Below are 15,209 nucleotides of genomic sequence, written 5' to 3'. Positions count from 1 at the left end.
GACGCCAAGCCGGCTGGGCGCTACTCCGGAAGGCCTGCGATGCGGAGGGCATCGCCGAGAGAGGAAGCGAGCGCTGGCGCGCAGTTGACGCCCTGAAATTGACGGCCATAGCGGAACGTCGGGTGCAGCTCCAGCACCCGCGTGGCCGCCGCCTTCGCCTCCTGCAATCGTCCAAGCTTTGCCAGCGCCGCGGCCAATTGCACATGGGTGATGCTGTGGCGAGGATTGGCCTGAACCGAGCGGTAAGCGGCGCGACACGCTTCCTCATATCGGCCGCGATGGAAGTGCCCAAGAGCCTGGGCGTCGAACGCGGCGAAAGCCCAGGAATCGAACGGACTGAGCCGCAGGCCTTGTTCGCTCCATTCGATAGCGCGGTCGGCATCTCCGCCCCAGCCGAGCATGACGCTGCCGAGGATGTAGGTCAGCGCCGATGATGGGCTGATGGCGAGCGCGGCCTCGAACGCGATGAACGCTGCGGAGCGATCGTGCCCGTCCATACCGATCGAAAAGCCCGCGAGCGTGAGAGCAAGCGCATCATCCTGGCCGTGAGCGATGGCCGAGCGCGCGTGGCGGATCGAGGCCTCGCGATTGGCCTCCTGCAAACCGGCTCGAAGAAACAGGCAGTGATGGCACATCGCTGCATTGCCGTGCGCAAGCGCGTACGCAGGCTCGAGCGCGATCGCACGTTCGAGCAGCACGAGCGCCTGGGTGACCTGGGCCGGCATGCCGGAATCGACGTCCGGCTGGGCGCGCAGGACGAGATCATAGGCATCCAGGCTGTCCGGCCGCTTGCGCCTGACCCTATTGATCTCGGCGCGCCGCAGGCTGGGCGCGATCGCACCGACGGTCAACGATGCGATGTCGTCCTGGAGGGCGAAGACGTCTTCGGACCGGCGGTCAAATCGCTCGGCCCAGACGTGCATGCCAGTCGACGCATCGATCAACTGGCCGGTGATGCGGACCAGCGTGCCGGTCTTGCGGACACTGCCTTCCAGCACGTAGCGTACGCCAAGTTCGCGGCCGACCTGCTTCACGTCCACCGCGCGGCCCTTGTAGGCGAATGTAGAATTCCGCGCGATCACGAACAGCCAGTTGATGCGCGAGAGGCCGGTGATGATGTCGTCGACCATCCCGTCGGCAAAATAGTCCTGCGCCGCATCGCCGCTCAAGTTCGTGAAAGGCAACACTGCGATCGACGGCCTGTCGGGCAATGACAGCAATGGCGCTTGCGGTGTTGCTCGTGCGGGACCCGGATCGGACTTCGTCACGGTCGCGCCGACATAGCGATAGCCGCGGCGCGGCAGCGTTTCGATCCAACGCGCCTCGCCGGAGATGTCCGCCAGCGTGCGCCGCACCGCCGCGATCTGGACGGTCAGGTTGCTGTCCTCGACGGCCTGGGCGGGCCAGGCCGCCTCGATCAAGGCATCCTTTGAAACCGGCACACCAGCCTGCCGGACGAGGAGCGCCAGGAGCAATACTGCGCGCTGGCCGAGAGCGGTCGGCTCAGCACCGTGGAACAGGATCCCCGCATCGCCATCGAGGCGAAAGGGACCAAATTCAAGGATCGTGGCCATCATCGAAGAAGGCCACATTTCGCAGGTTTTTTGCAACGTTTTCCGAACGGCTTTGCGACTTTCCGGCTGGACTGGACCACCATCGCGCGAGCCGTGAGGAACGCTGCAACAAGCGATGGAGGTGTACATGACCGCGAAACACGTCATCCGCAGGCCCGGCGAGACCGAGGGGGTCACGCTGCGCGGCCAACCAATGGCCTTCCTGGTGACGGGCGAGGACACTGGGCATACGAGCATGTTCGACTGGACAATTCCGGCAGGATTCGCCACCGGCCGGCACGTTCATCGTGTTCAGGAAGAGACCTTCTACATGCTCGACGGCGAGTGTGAATGGTTCGTCGGGGATGAGATTGTCCGGGCAACCCCAGGGACCTTCCTCTTCATTCCTCCCGGTGTTCCCCACAACATCACCAACGCGAGCGAGAAGCCCGCGCGCGTGCTCATGACCGTATCCCCGCCGGGACACGAGCATTACTTCGAGGAGCTGGCGAAGCTGACGGCAAGTGGTCCCCCGGATGCGAAGGCCATCAGCGAGCTACGCGCCCGCTTCGATACCGACCAGCTCTCGGCGCTGACGACAAGAGCTTGAAGCCCAGACGGCGCGAGGCTGGATCGATTTCAAGGTCGGCCCGGCCGCGCTACCGTGCCGCCAGATCCGCCAGGTGAGCGATCAGCCGATCGATCTCGGCTTCCGTGTTGTAGTAATGCGGCGATGCCCGCACGACATGCGGCAAGGCGCGAAGTTCGGCATCGATACGCGTGCTCGACGGATCTGAAGCGCCGATGGTGATGCCTGCCGTAGCGGCGCTGGCGACAACGGCGTCCGCCTCGTGCCCGTCCAGCGTGAAGCTGACGATGGCACCCGGCGCGCGTCCGAGGTCGCGAATGGTGATGCCGGGAAGGGCGGCAAGGCCGCCGCGAAGACGGCCGGCAAGCATGCGGCAGCGTTGTTCGATCGGAGCGATGCCGATCTCGAGGACGTAATCGACGGCGGCCCCGAGGCCCAGCCGGGCCGCGTAATTGTTCTCCCAGGTCTCGAAGCGGCGTGCATCGTCGCGAAGCCGATATTCATCGCGCGAGACCCAGGGCGCCGCGAAGTGATCGATCATCGGCGGCTCTAGTCGTTGCAGCAGCGCCTGGCGGACGTAAAGGAAGCCGGTGCCGCGCGGGCCGCGCAGGAACTTTCGCCCCGTGGCCGACAGCATGTCGCAGCCGATGGCCTCGACGTCCACCGTCATCTGGCCGACCGCCTGGCAGGCGTCGAGCAGATAGGGAATGCCGTGCGCCCGCGCGATCTTGCCGACAGCTGCCGCCGGATTGACCAGCCCGCCATTGGTCGGGACCCAGGTGATCGCGATGAGCTTTACGCGCTCATCGATCATCCGTTCGAGCGCGTTTACGTCGAGCTCGCCGCTCGCATCGCTGGGCACCACGTCGATGACCGCGCCGGTTCGTTTGGCGACCTGGAGAAAGGCGACATAGTTGGCGGCGTATTCCGCTTCGGCGGTCAGGATTCGGTCGCCCTTGCGAAACGGAAGCGAATAGAACGCCATCTGCCAGGCGACCGTCGCATTCTCCACCAGCGCGATCTCATCGGGCGCGGCATTCAAGAGACGCGCCACCGAGCCGTAGACCGCGTTGAGCCGGTCGGCCTCGCGATCGGCGGCAGCGTAGCCCCCAATCTCGGTCTCCAGATCGATGTGCCCCTTCATCGCCGCTATGACCGGCGCCGGCATCAGGCCAGCGCCTGCGTTGTGGAGATATGCGAGCCGGGAGGCGGCGGGTGTGTCGGCGCGAATTCGGGCGATGTCGATCAAGTCAGAAGCCTCTGCCATCGGGTTCCCTCAGCTAGACACAATGACGCAACGAGCAAGATCGGGCAAACTGGAGCATCCGGATCCCGATGCCTATGCTGATTGAAAGCAAAATTCGGTGGGGAATTGAAAGGACGCACGATGGCGAAGAACACGATTTGCCTCTGGTACGACAGGGATGCCGAGGCGGCTGCCCGCTTCTATGCCGAGACGTTTCCCGACAGCGCCGTGAGCGCCGTCCACCGCGCGCCCAGCGATTACCCGTCCGGAAAGGCGGGGGATGTGCTCACCGTCGAATTCACCGTCGCCGGCGTTGCCTGTCTCGGCCTCAACGGTGGTCCGATTTTCACGCACAACGAATCTTTCTCGTTCCAGATCGCAACCGATGACCAGGAGGAGACGGACCGCTATTGGAACGCCATCGTCGGCAATGGCGGACAGGAGAGTGCGTGCGGCTGGTGCAAGGACAGATGGGACGTCTCCTGGCAGATCACCCCGCGCGTGCTGACCGAGGCGCTGGCGGCCGGCGGCGCTGAAGCCAAGCGTGCCTTCGATGCGATGATGGGGATGAGGAAAATCGACGTCGCTGCGATCGAGGCGGCACGACGCGGCTGACGTTGGCTTGCCTCAGATACAGAGGCTGAGCAGCTTGATGTGACAGCTGCTGGGCTTGGGCTTGCTCGCAGGTGCGGCCTCGCGTTTCACGGCAACCTCGCGCTTCACGGCGACGAGGGGCTCCTTGTCCTTCTTCTTGCCCTTGCCCTTCGGCTCGTAATCGCCCGCGATCACCATGGCCCAATAGGTGCGCTTGCCGCTGGCATTCCTGGCGCTGGCGATGCCGACGCGGGAGGCGTTGTGCAGCAACAGGTTCTTGCGGTGCCCGGACGAGTCGATCCACTGTCCCAGCGTCTTCTCGAAATTGTCGTAGCCGTAGGCGATGTTCTCGGCGGCGCGGCCGGCGCCGGCGGGCGCGACACGGCGATTGAAGGGGCCGAGCGCGTCGTGACTGAGGTCGTCCTTCGCCGCCATCGCGCGGGCCTGGTCCATGGCGATGCGGTCGAGGGTGGAATCGCGGACGACGCGAACCTCACCGTGCTTGAGGCGGAAGCCGGAGATCAGCTCGGCCGGGGTCTCGGCCATTGCGGGCGCGGCCGCCAGCAGCAGAAGGCCGGCAATCAGGCCGCCAACCACGCGATGCATCATCGTCCCCCGAGTGCCCATGACCCCGCCGAGCCTGACTTGTCCGACCGCTTCTCTATCGCCAATGTGGACGCTTCAAGGCGAGACTGCCCGTCAGTTCGCTGGCAGGTTCGCCTCGAAATTGAAGCGGTCGCGCAGGTTTTTTCGCTGTTCCAGGATGTCCTTGAGGAAAGCGCGGTCCTGGTCGTTCTTCATCATCGGTTCGATCAAATCGAGCTGGTTCATCGCAACCAGTTGCAGGATCTCGGTGCGCGGCTTGCCGCCGGCGTCGCGCGGCAGTGCGTGAACGACCTGGATGTGCTCAGGTGGTTTCGGCCCCTTGGCGGCCGCAAGCTCGTTCCGCAACTGGCCCTCGAGCGTGGCCTGATCGGCTTCGACAAAGGCATAGAGCCCGACGCCGGAGCGGCGGTCCGCGAAAGCCACGATGGCGGTGTCGCGCACGGCCGGGTTCTTGCGGATCAGCTCGGTCAGCACCGGCGCATCATTGACCAGCCTGCGGCCGCCGCCCTCGCGGTCGGTGAAGTTGAACAGGCCGCGCGTGATCGCGCGATAGACTTTCTTGCCGGTGACAAGCCACAGGCTGGCGGCGAATGACTTCTTCGCAAGGATCTTTCGCTCGCGCGGCGTCAGCGCCTCAGGTGCGTAGGAGCGCTTGTGCTTGAGCAGATGCCGGAGGTCTTCATAGGCGAGGATGCGATAGAGCCGGCCGCGCCGCGCAAAGCAGGCGGCGAGCTGGAAGTCGGTGACATAGGCGAGGCCGTCGCGGCCGACCAGCCAGTTCTGTTCCTTGGCAAGATCGTTGTGGCAGATACCGGCGCGGCGCAGCCGGCGCAGGGCCGCCTTGGCCGAACGGAAATAGGCGAGGTCGCCATGGGGCTTGGCCAGATGCAAAGCGACGCCGTCGACGAAGCCGCGCACCAGCGCGCGGCGTCCGGCCCACAGCAGCTCCGGACCAACGTTGAGGCCTTTGGCCAGCGCCAGGGCGTGTTTCTCGCGGGCGAACAGATGGCGCGCCAGCAGGAATGACCACCACGGCACCTCGTCGAGCCGGCGCAGCACGGCGTCGACTTCGCCGATGTCGGTACGGAAGCGCCCGCGCTCGACGGTCGAGAACACGTCGCGCTTGAGCAGCACGCCCTCGGTCCAGCGCGCCGAGAGCGTCGCGGCGTCGTCTTTGGGGAGGCTCATTGCAAACTCACGCGGCTGCGGAAATGCGCAAATGATCGGCGATCCAGCGATCGAGATCGGCGAGTGCCAGTGCGCTCATCGCCTGCTTCTTGGCCACCGTCTTTTCGTTGCCGCGCAGGCGCGTGCCGTCGGGCTTTTTTGTCGGCGCGGTCGCAAGCGGTGGGAATAGACCGAAATTGATGTTCATCGGCTGGAACGAGCGTGTGCCGGGCTCGATGGTCTCGATATGGCCGCCGGTGATGTGGCCGAGCAGCGATCCGAGCGCGGTCGTGCCGGGCGGGCTGACAAGCGTCTCGCCGCGCGCGTCCGCGGCTGCATAGAGACCGGCGATCAGGCCGACGCTGGCCGATTCCACATAGCCCTCGCAACCCGTCATCTGGCCGGCAAAGCGCAGACGCGGCTGTGCGCGCAGGCGCAGCTGACTGTCGAGAAGCTTTGGCGAGTTCAGGAAGGTGTTGCGATGCAGGCCGCCGAGGCGGGCGAACTCCGCCTTCTCCAGCCCGGGAATAGTGCGGAAGATGCGCTGCTGCTCGCCGTATTTCAGTTTCGTCTGGAATCCGACGATGTTGTAGAGCGTGCCGAGCTTGTTGTCCTGGCGCAGCTGCACGATCGCGTAAGCTTTCGTCGTGGGATCGTGCGGATTGGTGAGACCGACCGGTTTCATCGGGCCGTGGCGCAAGGTCTCGGGGCCGCGCTCCGCCATCACTTCGATCGGCAGGCAGCCGTCGAAATAGGGCGTGTTGGTCTCCCACTCCTTGAACTCGGTCTTTTCGCCAGCGATGAGCGCGGCGACGAAGCCGTCATACTGCTCCTTGGTCATCGGGCAGTTGATGTAGTCCGCGCCGGTGCCGCCGGGGCCGACCTTGTCGTAGCGCGACTGAAACCAGGCCACCGACATGTCGATGGATTCGCGGTGCACGATCGGCGCGATTGCGTCGAAGAAAGCGAGCGCGTTCTCGTCGGTCAACTCGCGGATGGCATGGGCGAGCGGTGCGGAGGTGAGGGGGCCGGTGGCAACGATGACGTTGCTCCAGTCGGCCGGCGGCAGGCCTGCAACCTCGCCACGGGCGATCTGAATCAGGGGATGGTCGTTCAGCGCCTTGGTGACGGCCGCGGAGAAGCCGTCGCGGTCGACGGCGAGCGCGCCGCCGGCGGGCACCTGGTTGGCGTCGGCTGCGCGCATGATCAGCGAATCGAGCCGGCGCATTTCGGCATGCAGCAGGCCGACGGCGTTGTTGGCGGCGTCGTCCGAGCGGAACGAATTGGAGCAGACGAGCTCGGCGAGCCCGTCGGTGCGGTGCGCTTCGGTCATGCGGGTCGGCCGCATCTCGTGCAGCACCACGGGCACGCCGGCCTTGGCCACCTGCCAGGCGGCTTCAGAGCCGGCAAGGCCGGCGCCGATCACGTGCACGATGTTGGATTGAGGTCCTGTCATGGGGCGGACAGGTAGCGCTTTTCGGCGTGGAGTGGAATCGCCGAGATCGAGTTTTCTGCCGCTAGATACGACAACGCCCGCACGAGGCGGGCGCTATCGGTCCGTTCCGGTGGAAGGGCTGAAACGATATCAGCCCTGATACTGACCGGCGGCAACGCGCGGGATGTCCGAGCGATCGAGGCCGATATCGGCCAGTTCGCGATCGCTGAGCTGGGACAGCTCGGCAACATTGCGCTGATAGTCCCGGAAGGCCTGGATCATGCGGATGAGCGAGAGCAGCATTGGTAGTCTCCTGTAGTTCGATTCAACCCTTGCCCGGGCTGCATCGTTGAAATGAATATAGGTGAGAGTGGTGCACTGCGAAAGTTCCGATGTTGCGATGCAGCTAAGCGAGTAACGCATACCGCGAGTAAGGGAGGCTTAACCTCTCGCCAGTCCCGCCCAAGGCTTGAACTGTATGGACCGAATCTGGCGACAAACTTCCGTGAAATCACGGATTTAAGGGCTGTCGACTGATCTCGATCATAGCCGAGATAAGTTGCGTGCCTGTCACCAGCAAGACGGGTCGTCAGCTTCTACACCCAAGTAGGGCATGCGCGATTCGCATGAGACAAAAATCGTTATTTTGAATATAGATTCATTATTTTTGGGATGGACAATAGGCGCGAATGGGGTCCACGGGCTTTTTCGCGGCAGGATGCGTCGGAACGGCCCTTTCGCACCCACGGTGGCGCAGCGCACACACGCCGAGCGTGTGACGATGATTACCGGGATGTAATGAAAATCAGAAATTTCGCATGCGGCTCTGCGTGATGCGCAACATCACGCAATTCTCGCGGGGAATTTATTGCGGCAAGTTGCCGCGTCCGGGGGAAAGTCATGTTGCAGAGGCCGGCAATGTCGCGGGTCCTGTCTCAAGAACAACAGAAGGAAGTAACATCATGACGAAGTTACTCGGGGTTATTGCAATTGCCGCCGTCGCGTTCGCCGTCGCGCCGTCCGAGGCCGCCAAGCATGCCACGGGCGGTTGCAGCTCAGCCAACCTGGAGAAGACCGAGACTGCGATCGAGAACATGGCCGACGGCGACAGCAAGTTCGTCGCGCAGAAGGAGATCGCGGCTGCGCAGGATTCGCTGCTCAACGGCAAAATGGGTGCGTGCGGTGCGCATCTGAACAAGGCGATGCACGCCACCATGGCCAAGTAAACGGGTAGGCAAACGCACGAGAGAGGGCCGGTCAGACGATCGGCCCTACGCGTTTGTTGATGGGTCTTTAAGGGGCGCGCGCCAGCTGGGTGGCGAAATAGGCGACGGTCTTGGAATAGACCTCGCTCTTGTTCCACTGCTGCAGCACCGCGAAATTCGGACTGCCCGGCTGCCAATCCTTGCCCTTCTGCCAGCCATAGCCGGCAAGATAATTGGCGGTGGAGGCGAGCACGTCGGGCGCGTTGTGCAGGAGGTCGCGCTTGCCGTTGCCGTCGAAATCGACGGCGTATTTCATCCAGGACGACGGCATGAACTGGGTCTGGCCGAGCTCGCCGGCCCAGGCGCCCTTCATCTCGGCTGGCACGAGATCGCCGCGCTGGACGATGCGCAGTGCGTCGAGCAGCTCGGCGCGAAACTGCTCGGCGCGCCGGCAGTCATAGGCCAGTGTTGCCAGCGACCGGATCGTGGCGAACTTGCCGGTGTTGACGCCGAAATCGGTCTCTAGGCCCCAGATCGCGACCAGAACCTCGCCGGGGACGCCATAGGTCTGTTCGATGCGCGACAGCACCGAGCCGTACTGCTTCATCCTGTTGGAGCCGCGTTCCAGGCGCGGCGGCACCATGCGGCCGGAAAATTCCTCGAAGGTCTGGGCGAAGACCTTTTGCGAGCGGTCGCGGTTGAGCACGCTCTGATCCAGCGTCACGCCGGCGAGACCAGATGCGATGGCCTGCTGTGAGATCCCCTTGGCCGCAGCGTCGGTCTTGAAGTCCGCAAGCCATGCATCGAAATTGCCCGAGCCGCAGGCAACCGCGGCGAACGCTGGCTGGGCGGACAGGATTGACGCGGAGAGGGCGAAGGCTGCGAGAGCGAGACGAGAAATCGTCGAGGTCATTCGAGGTAACGAATTCCGTGAAGCGATCTGACCGGGGCGCTCAATCTCGATCGGAACCGCGGCCAAAGCAAGGCGTGCGACAGACCGCGATCCTGCCCGAACCAGGGCAGGATCGCATGTCACGATATCGTCAGGCGTCCGTCCTGTTACGCCAGGGGAAGAGGTTGGCGGGGAAGTCGGCAGCCGGCTTGCGCGGACGATGCGGCGGGGGCGGCACCGGACGTGCACCGGGCTCCGAGACGATCACCTTGCGGTAGAGATGCCAGGTGGCATGGCCGAGCAGGGGGATCACCACGGCAAGGCCGAGGAACGCCGGGATGGTGCCGAGCGCGAGCAGAACCGCCACGATCACGCCCCAGGCCGCCATCGGCACCGGGTTCCTCGCGACCACGCGCAGCGAGGTGCTCATCGCCTCGAACGCGCCGGCGTGGCGATCCAGCATCAAGGGGAACGACACGACGCTGATGCAGAGCGCGGCGAGCGCGAACAGGAAACCGACGCCGCAGCCGACCACGATCAGCCACCAGCCCTGCTGCGTCGTCAGCACGCGCGTCATGAAGTCCGAGATTCCGGTGACGCCCTCATAGCCGAACGCTGCGACATAGATCGCCTGCGCGGTCGCAACCCAGGTCACGAACAGCGCGAGCAGCAACGTGCCGAGGCCGAGCATCGCTCCGAACGAGGGCGAACGCAGCACCTCCATCGCATCCCAGGCGCTTGCTTCCTCGTAGCGTTCGCGCCGGCTGGAAAGCTCGTAGAGACCGAGCGCTGCGAAGGGGCCGATCAGCGCGAAGCCGGCGGCGAGCGGAAACAGCAGTGGCAGCACCGAATAGCCCATCACCACACGGGCGAGCACGAGGCCGAGCACCGGGTAGATCACGCAGAGGAGGATGGCGTGGCTCGGCACCGCCTTGAAATCTTCCCAGCCGCGCCTGAGCGCATCGTGCAGATCAGACAGCTGGATGGTTCGGATCACCGGTCCAGCCGCATCAGTGGGCTGGGCCATCGTGGGGACATTGCCCTGGTAGAGTGTAGCCATGGTCGCTAGCTCCCTTGCCGAGCGGCCGAATTCGGCGCCGGCAAACGGCGCAAGCGGCCGCCATTCTCTGAAGTCCCGCAATTCCGACCAGACGCGAATTCCGGACGACATCGCGAGCTGAGCTGGAAGCGTACGCCCATTTCCGAGTCCTGTCCTCACGCTTGGGTGAAATTCGATGCCGCATCGCAACCTCGACGATGTCATTCGGCCGTCATTTCGCCGCAGATAAGCTGATGCTGCGTAGTGGTTCGCAGAACTTCGCGGGCGCCACGCAGTAACTTGGTCTATAAGTGCCACTCAAGGCCCTTCCAACGGATCCTTTTCGGGGAGCAGACATGAGCATTTTCGGGAAAATCATGAGCGCGATCTTCGGCGGCCAGCCGGCTTCCGCCGCGCCCGCCGGTGGCGCGGCGCCGGGTAGTGCGCCCGCAGGGGCCGCGCCTGGAGCGTCGGCGCCGGCTTCCGCGCCCATGGCGGCGGTCGATGTGGCGGCGATCGTCGACAAGGCGGTGGCCGCGCACAAGGGCGAGAAGCTGGAATGGCGCACCTCGATCGTCGACCTGATGAAGGCGCTCGACATCGATTCCAGCCTCGCTGCGCGCAAGGATCTCGCCAAGGAGCTCGGCTACAGCGGCGACATGAACGACTCGGCCAGCATGAACGTCTGGCTGCACAAGCAGGTGATGTCCAAGCTCGCCGCCAATGGCGGCAAGCTGCCGCCTGAGATCAAGCACTGACCGCAAGCACTGACCGAATGCCGGTCGTGCCGCAGGGGCTCGCGATCGCGCGGGCCCTTTTTGCTTTCAGCCGACCAGATCCGCATTCTCCGGATGCCTGTCGAGATAGTCGACCACGAAACCGCAGCCGGCGATCACCTTGCGGCCGTCGCGCCGGATCAAGTCCAGCGCGCCCTTGATCAGCTCGGAGGCGATGCCGCGGCCGCGCAGCGCGCGGGGCGTCTCGGTGTGGGTGATGATGACGGCCGTCGAGGTCAGCCGGTAATTGGCGAAGGCGACCTCGTTGCCGACATCGAGTTCGAAGCGCCTCCTGTCCTTGTTGTCCCGTACCGATGCCACCATGCAAGATCCTTCCGACGTGGGTCTGAGGCGTTGATCTAGGAGCCCGTCCCCGTTCTTGGCAAGGCGCGGCCATGGGAGCTTGCCGCACGGCAGATATCTGCAAACGCGCATGCCTTTAGCTGCAGCGCAGTATGAGTGAACACCACGCCGGCTCCAATAATTACCGGCGCCACTCTTGCAAGTTCCACGGCGGCTCCCACGTCCTCTCAAGGACATACGCCCGAATGCGGCCGGCAGGGTCGCTAGACATTCGGAGTGTCATGATTGCCAGCCGCAGACGTATGCCTCTTTGGAGGAGGTTACGATGTCGGACTTTGGTTTCTTGAATACTCATCGGACATGGGAAGACTGGTGCGGGATGCTGCTCGGCGCGCTCATCGTGGCTTCGCCGTGGTTTCCCGTCCAGGATCCGGCGATTGCCGGGCACCCGACGGCGATCCTGAATGCGGTCGCAATCGGCCTGGTCGTATTTGGCATCAGCCAGCTCGAATATGTCGCCTTGCAGCGTTGGCAGGAGGTGACGACGATCCTCGTCGGACTGTGGCTCATCGCCTCGCCTTACGCCCTCGGCTATTCCGCTGACGGCTTTCTCCGCATCTACCACACGAGCCTCGGCGCGGCGGTGGTGCTGTTGGGCATCCTTCAGCTGTGGCAGGACTGGGATCTGAATGATCAGGACATGCTCAAGCACGGACGATAGGCCGTAGCTGTCGGCAGGCCCGCTGGCTACGGGCGGCGGGCCTGTGCTCTCACCTCGCCACGAGGTCCGCATAATCCGGATGTTTTTCGATCCATGCCTTCACGAACGGGCATTGCGGGATCAGCTTCAATCCGGCGGCGCGGACCTGGTCGAGCGCGCCTTGCACCAGCTTCGAGCCGACGCCCTTGCCGCCGAGCTCCTTTGGTACGTCGGTGTGCTCGAACGTGATGACGCCGCCGTCGAGCTTGTAATGCTCGGTCGCAACATGGCCCTCGACCTCAAGCTCGAAGCAGTGATGGTCCTTGTTGTCGATGACGTCGCTCATGTCGTCGCACCTCCAATTGCGATCCTCGCGCGAAGCGGTAACGCGCGGTCAGGTCGCCTGGTTTCAGTAGCTGAGGTCGTTCGGTTCAATCGGCCGCTTTGGCGAGCCTGGAATCTTCGGGCTGCTGCGGCGGACGCAGGCATCCCTGGCAGATGACAAGGGAGCGGTTGACCCTGGCATCCTGCTCGGCCTTGCTGCCGTCCTGCGCTTGCCACCACTCCTTCGAATGGGGCTGAAGTCCGGCTTGCGAGCCGTTCCGCTCGGATCGGGCCGAGGTCCGCGCTGGCTGTGCTGCTGCCCGCTGCCGATTGGGATCCTCGCCGGCGCCATCCCAGGCATAACGTGCAGGCTTGAACGCGGGATCGGAGGCCAGATGCGCCTGTGGCGCCACGGCACATCCGGCGAGCGCCAGCGACAACAGGAGGAAGGCGGGCGCTTTGACCATGATGCGACACTCTGTACGCGAGAACTGAGGAAGGGTGCGCCGATCATGTTTAAAATTTTCTGAACGATTGCGGCCGCGCCGGCGACAAACGCGCATGCGCTATTTGATGCTTCTGCTCGCTCTGTTCGCCTCCGCCGCGCGCGCGGAGGATGCAAAGCCGTTCGATCCCTCCGACTATCCGCCCGGCGTGCAGAAGGCAGTGCGCTACGCCAATGAGGAATGCACTAGCCAGGACGGTGGCGAGGTGACCTTCGCGCCCGATACGGTGCGCAAGATCGACCTGACCGGTGACGGCCGCGACGACTACATCGTCGATTTCCAGGACACCAAATGCGGCGATCGCGAGACGACCTATTGCGGAACTGGCGGCTGCGTCATCAACATCCTGGTGACGCTGCCGGACGGCAACATTCGCCCGGTGTTTGACGGCTATGTCCTCCGCTACAAGATCATGGCCCCGCCGATGAAGCGCGGCGCTGCGCGCACCGTCCGCTTCGATCTTCATGGCAGCTTCTGCGGCGGCTTTGGCCCGCAGACCTGCGTCAAGCAGAAGGCGATTACGGCAACACCGTTTGCGTTCAAGCAACCGTAGGGGAGCCGTGCATCCGGCGGCCTTGCAGGGGCGCGGGCGATGGCGATAAATGGGCTGCAATGAGCCGGCGGCCAGCGCGCCGCCCGCCCTCGAAGAGGAATCCCCATGCAGCCCCTGCGCATGTCGCGCCGCGTCATGAATCTCGCTTACATGCTGACCCAGAATGCCCGGCGGCATGGCGCGCGTCCCGGTTTCGTCTGGGGTGACAAATCCTGGAGCTGGCGGCAGATCGATGCGCAGGTCTCGGCGTTGGCCGCAGCGCTCGCCGCGCGTGGCATTGCCAAGGGCGACCGTATCCTGGTCCATTCCAAGAATGGCGACGAGATGTTCTTCTCGATGTTCGCCGCGTTCCGGCTCGGTGCGGTCTGGGTGCCCACCAATTTCCGCCTGATGCCGGATGAGGTCACCTATCTCGCAGAAGCCTCCGGCGCCAAGGCGTTTCTGTGCCATGTCGATTTTCCCGAGCATGCGGCGGCGGTGAAGGGCGGTGCGCTCGAGTTCACCTGGAGCGTCGACGGCAAGGGCGCGTTCGGCGAGCGCTCGGTTGCTGATGCCATTGCCTCGCAGGCCGGCGCCAATGTCGCGAATGTCGATGTCGAACACGACGATCCCTGCTGGTTCTTCTTCACCTCGGGCACCACCGGCCGCTCCAAGGCCGCGGTGCTGACCCACGGACAGATGGGCTTTGTGATCACCAACCATCTCGCCGATCTGACGCCCGGCGTCACCGAGAATGACGCCTCGCTGGTGGTGGCGCCGCTGTCGCATGGCGCCGGCGTGCATCAGCTGGTGCAGACCGCGCGCGGCGTCTGCACCGTCTTGTTGCCGACCGAGAAATTCGACATCAACGAGGCGTTCCGTCTGATCGAGACCCATCGGGTCGCCAATCTCTTCACCGTGCCGACGATCCTGAAGATGATGGTCGAGCACCCTGCCGTCGACAAATACGATCATTCCTCGCTGCGGCACGTGATCTATGCGGGCGCGCCGATGTATCGCGAGGATCAGAAGACCGCGCTGAAGAAGCTCGGCAAGGTCATCGTGCAGTATTTCGGCCTTGGCGAGGTCACCGGCAACATCACTGTGCTGCCGGCAGCGCTGCACGATCCCGAGGACGGCCCGCACGCGAAGATCGGCACCTGCGGCTTTGAGCGCACCGGCATGCAGGTCTCGATCCAGGATGATGAAGGCCGCGAGCTCGCAGCCAACCAGAGCGGCGAGATCTGCGTGATCGGGCCGGCGGTGCTCGCAGGCTATTACGACAATCCCGAAGCCAATGCGAAGGCGTTCCGCAACGGCTGGTTCCGCACCGGCGACCTCGGCCACATGGACGAGGAGGGGTTCGTCTACATCACGGGCCGCGCCTCCGACATGTACATCTCCGGCGGCTCCAACATCTATCCGCGCGAGATCGAGGAGAAAATCTTGACGCATCCCGCGGTCGGCGAGGTCGCCGTGCTCGGCGTGCCCGATCCGACCTGGGGCGAGGTCGGCGTCGCCGTCTGCGTGGCGCGCGAAGGTGCGAAGGCGGTGAGCGAAGCCGAAATGGCGGCGTTCCTCTCGCCGAAGGTGCCGCGCTACAAGATGCCGAAGCGGTTCTTCTTCTGGGAGGCCTTGCCGAAATCCGGCTATGGCAAGGTGCCGAAGCGCATGGTGCGTGATGAGCTCGAGGCGCGCGGGCTGCTCGATCTCGACAAGACGAAGGCGGGCTGAGCGCAGGT

18 protein-coding genes are annotated in these 15,209 nt (G+C 64.3%); 7 read left to right on the top strand and 11 right to left on the bottom strand.

The window, feature by feature from the left end; all coding sequences use genetic code 11:
* Positions 1–20: 20 nt before the first annotated feature.
* Complete coding sequence (locus tag GGD66_RS04905) at positions 21–1,574, bottom strand: winged helix-turn-helix domain-containing protein (RefSeq protein WP_183257158.1); 1,554 nt, start codon at positions 1,572–1,574, stop codon at positions 21–23.
* Between the two features lie 127 nt (positions 1,575–1,701).
* Here GGD66_RS04905 and GGD66_RS04900 point away from each other — a divergent pair, with 127 nt between their 5' ends.
* Positions 1,702–2,163, top strand: a complete 462-nt coding sequence (locus GGD66_RS04900) for a cupin domain-containing protein (protein ID WP_026201926.1) — start codon at positions 1,702–1,704, stop codon at positions 2,161–2,163.
* A 49-nt stretch (positions 2,164–2,212) separates the two neighbouring features.
* On the opposite strand, the gene GGD66_RS04895 is transcribed toward GGD66_RS04900, so the two are convergent.
* Positions 2,213–3,409, bottom strand: a complete 1,197-nt coding sequence (locus tag GGD66_RS04895) for an aminotransferase class V-fold PLP-dependent enzyme (RefSeq protein WP_246788765.1) — start codon at positions 3,407–3,409, stop codon at positions 2,213–2,215.
* 120 nt (positions 3,410–3,529) lie between these two features.
* On the opposite strand from GGD66_RS04895, the gene GGD66_RS04890 reads away from it, so the two are divergent.
* Positions 3,530–4,003, top strand: coding sequence for a VOC family protein (locus GGD66_RS04890; protein WP_183256999.1), 474 nt, complete (start codon positions 3,530–3,532; stop codon positions 4,001–4,003).
* 12 nt (positions 4,004–4,015) lie between these two features.
* Here the strand turns inward: GGD66_RS04890 and GGD66_RS04885 are convergent, their stop codons facing one another.
* The 4 genes from GGD66_RS04885 to GGD66_RS04870 form a co-directional block, all read right to left on the bottom strand.
* Positions 4,016–4,588: a CAP domain-containing protein gene (locus GGD66_RS04885; RefSeq protein ID WP_183256998.1), complete on the bottom strand. Its 573-nt coding sequence runs from the start codon at positions 4,586–4,588 to the stop codon at positions 4,016–4,018.
* A 93-nt stretch (positions 4,589–4,681) separates the two neighbouring features.
* Complete coding sequence (locus GGD66_RS04880) at positions 4,682–5,776, bottom strand: serine/threonine protein kinase (protein ID WP_183256997.1); 1,095 nt, start codon at positions 5,774–5,776, stop codon at positions 4,682–4,684.
* A gap of 7 nt (positions 5,777–5,783) precedes the next feature.
* Positions 5,784–7,211, bottom strand: a complete 1,428-nt coding sequence (gene trmFO / locus GGD66_RS04875; RefSeq protein ID WP_183256996.1) for a methylenetetrahydrofolate--tRNA-(uracil(54)-C(5))-methyltransferase (FADH(2)-oxidizing) TrmFO — start codon at positions 7,209–7,211, stop codon at positions 5,784–5,786.
* 129 nt (positions 7,212–7,340) lie between these two features.
* Positions 7,341–7,493, bottom strand: coding sequence for a DUF1127 domain-containing protein (locus GGD66_RS04870; protein WP_007590701.1), 153 nt, complete (start codon positions 7,491–7,493; stop codon positions 7,341–7,343).
* Between the two features lie 530 nt (positions 7,494–8,023).
* Between GGD66_RS04870 and GGD66_RS04865 the strand changes: the two genes are divergently transcribed.
* Positions 8,024–8,416: a hypothetical protein gene (locus GGD66_RS04865; RefSeq protein WP_246788764.1), complete on the top strand. Its 393-nt coding sequence runs from the start codon at positions 8,024–8,026 to the stop codon at positions 8,414–8,416.
* Between the two features lie 67 nt (positions 8,417–8,483).
* On the opposite strand, the gene GGD66_RS04860 is transcribed toward GGD66_RS04865, so the two are convergent.
* Positions 8,484–9,308 carry a lytic murein transglycosylase gene (locus tag GGD66_RS04860; RefSeq protein WP_018317895.1) on the bottom strand — a complete coding sequence of 275 codons (825 nt, stop codon included), beginning with the start codon at positions 9,306–9,308 and terminating at the stop codon, positions 8,484–8,486.
* Positions 9,309–9,438: 130 nt separating this feature from the next.
* Positions 9,439–10,347 carry a DUF2189 domain-containing protein gene (locus GGD66_RS04855; protein WP_183256995.1) on the bottom strand — a complete coding sequence of 303 codons (909 nt, stop codon included), beginning with the start codon at positions 10,345–10,347 and terminating at the stop codon, positions 9,439–9,441.
* A gap of 335 nt (positions 10,348–10,682) precedes the next feature.
* Here GGD66_RS04855 and GGD66_RS04850 point away from each other — a divergent pair, with 335 nt between their 5' ends.
* Positions 10,683–11,084: a DUF3597 domain-containing protein gene (locus tag GGD66_RS04850; RefSeq protein ID WP_026201930.1), complete on the top strand. Its 402-nt coding sequence runs from the start codon at positions 10,683–10,685 to the stop codon at positions 11,082–11,084.
* A 66-nt stretch (positions 11,085–11,150) separates the two neighbouring features.
* On the opposite strand, the gene GGD66_RS04845 is transcribed toward GGD66_RS04850, so the two are convergent.
* Entirely contained in the window at positions 11,151–11,426 is a 276-nt protein-coding gene (locus GGD66_RS04845; RefSeq protein WP_092257868.1) for a GNAT family N-acetyltransferase, read from the bottom strand.
* A 304-nt stretch (positions 11,427–11,730) separates the two neighbouring features.
* On the opposite strand from GGD66_RS04845, the gene GGD66_RS04840 reads away from it, so the two are divergent.
* Complete coding sequence (locus GGD66_RS04840) at positions 11,731–12,126, top strand: SPW repeat protein (RefSeq protein WP_026201931.1); 396 nt, start codon at positions 11,731–11,733, stop codon at positions 12,124–12,126.
* A 49-nt stretch (positions 12,127–12,175) separates the two neighbouring features.
* Here the strand turns inward: GGD66_RS04840 and GGD66_RS04835 are convergent, their stop codons facing one another.
* Together GGD66_RS04835 and GGD66_RS04830 are read right to left on the bottom strand one after the other, a co-directional pair.
* Positions 12,176–12,451: a GNAT family N-acetyltransferase gene (locus GGD66_RS04835; protein ID WP_092257871.1), complete on the bottom strand. Its 276-nt coding sequence runs from the start codon at positions 12,449–12,451 to the stop codon at positions 12,176–12,178.
* Between the two features lie 85 nt (positions 12,452–12,536).
* Positions 12,537–12,896, bottom strand: a complete 360-nt coding sequence (locus GGD66_RS04830) for a hypothetical protein (RefSeq protein WP_183256994.1) — start codon at positions 12,894–12,896, stop codon at positions 12,537–12,539.
* Between the two features lie 94 nt (positions 12,897–12,990).
* On the opposite strand from GGD66_RS04830, the gene GGD66_RS04825 reads away from it, so the two are divergent.
* Positions 12,991–13,488, top strand: coding sequence for a hypothetical protein (locus tag GGD66_RS04825; protein WP_183256993.1), 498 nt, complete (start codon positions 12,991–12,993; stop codon positions 13,486–13,488).
* Positions 13,489–13,593: 105 nt separating this feature from the next.
* On the top strand, positions 13,594–15,201 hold the full coding sequence (locus GGD66_RS04820) for an acyl-CoA synthetase (protein ID WP_183256992.1): 1,608 nt from the start codon (positions 13,594–13,596) through the stop codon (positions 15,199–15,201).
* Positions 15,202–15,209 lie beyond the last annotated feature (8 nt).

Source organism: Bradyrhizobium sp. CIR48, assembly GCF_014198315.1.
Lineage (GTDB): Bacteria > Pseudomonadota > Alphaproteobacteria > Rhizobiales > Xanthobacteraceae > Bradyrhizobium.
The sequence above is the reverse complement of the archived record's forward strand: the minus strand, read 5'-3'. Positions and strand labels throughout refer to the sequence as shown.

What these genes read in the sequence shown, in the direction of transcription:
- GGD66_RS04900 (WP_026201926.1), top strand. Translation starts at nt 1,702, where the DNA reads ATGACCGCGAAACACGTCATCCGCAGGCCCGGCGAGACCGAGGGGGTC.
- GGD66_RS04880 (WP_183256997.1), bottom strand. Translation starts at nt 5,776, where the DNA reads ATGAGCCTCCCCAAAGACGACGCCGCGACGCTCTCGGCGCGCTGGACC.
- GGD66_RS04870 (WP_007590701.1), bottom strand. Translation starts at nt 7,493, where the DNA reads ATGCTGCTCTCGCTCATCCGCATGATCCAGGCCTTCCGGGACTATCAG.
- GGD66_RS04865 (WP_246788764.1), top strand. Translation starts at nt 8,024, where the DNA reads ATGCGCAACATCACGCAATTCTCGCGGGGAATTTATTGCGGCAAGTTG.
- GGD66_RS04895 (WP_246788765.1), bottom strand. Translation starts at nt 3,409, where the DNA reads ATGGCAGAGGCTTCTGACTTGATCGACATCGCCCGAATTCGCGCCGAC.
- trmFO (WP_183256996.1), bottom strand. Translation starts at nt 7,211, where the DNA reads ATGACAGGACCTCAATCCAACATCGTGCACGTGATCGGCGCCGGCCTT.
- GGD66_RS04835 (WP_092257871.1), bottom strand. Translation starts at nt 12,451, where the DNA reads ATGAGCGACGTCATCGACAACAAGGACCATCACTGCTTCGAGCTTGAG.
- GGD66_RS04890 (WP_183256999.1), top strand. Translation starts at nt 3,530, where the DNA reads ATGGCGAAGAACACGATTTGCCTCTGGTACGACAGGGATGCCGAGGCG.
- GGD66_RS04860 (WP_018317895.1), bottom strand. Translation starts at nt 9,308, where the DNA reads ATGACCTCGACGATTTCTCGTCTCGCTCTCGCAGCCTTCGCCCTCTCC.
- GGD66_RS04845 (WP_092257868.1), bottom strand. Translation starts at nt 11,426, where the DNA reads ATGGTGGCATCGGTACGGGACAACAAGGACAGGAGGCGCTTCGAACTC.
- GGD66_RS04885 (WP_183256998.1), bottom strand. Translation starts at nt 4,588, where the DNA reads ATGCATCGCGTGGTTGGCGGCCTGATTGCCGGCCTTCTGCTGCTGGCG.
- GGD66_RS04820 (WP_183256992.1), top strand. Translation starts at nt 13,594, where the DNA reads ATGCAGCCCCTGCGCATGTCGCGCCGCGTCATGAATCTCGCTTACATG.
- GGD66_RS04830 (WP_183256994.1), bottom strand. Translation starts at nt 12,896, where the DNA reads ATGGTCAAAGCGCCCGCCTTCCTCCTGTTGTCGCTGGCGCTCGCCGGA.
- GGD66_RS04840 (WP_026201931.1), top strand. Translation starts at nt 11,731, where the DNA reads ATGTCGGACTTTGGTTTCTTGAATACTCATCGGACATGGGAAGACTGG.
- GGD66_RS04825 (WP_183256993.1), top strand. Translation starts at nt 12,991, where the DNA reads ATGCGCTATTTGATGCTTCTGCTCGCTCTGTTCGCCTCCGCCGCGCGC.
- GGD66_RS04855 (WP_183256995.1), bottom strand. Translation starts at nt 10,347, where the DNA reads ATGGCTACACTCTACCAGGGCAATGTCCCCACGATGGCCCAGCCCACT.
- GGD66_RS04850 (WP_026201930.1), top strand. Translation starts at nt 10,683, where the DNA reads ATGAGCATTTTCGGGAAAATCATGAGCGCGATCTTCGGCGGCCAGCCG.
- GGD66_RS04905 (WP_183257158.1), bottom strand. Translation starts at nt 1,574, where the DNA reads ATGGCCACGATCCTTGAATTTGGTCCCTTTCGCCTCGATGGCGATGCG.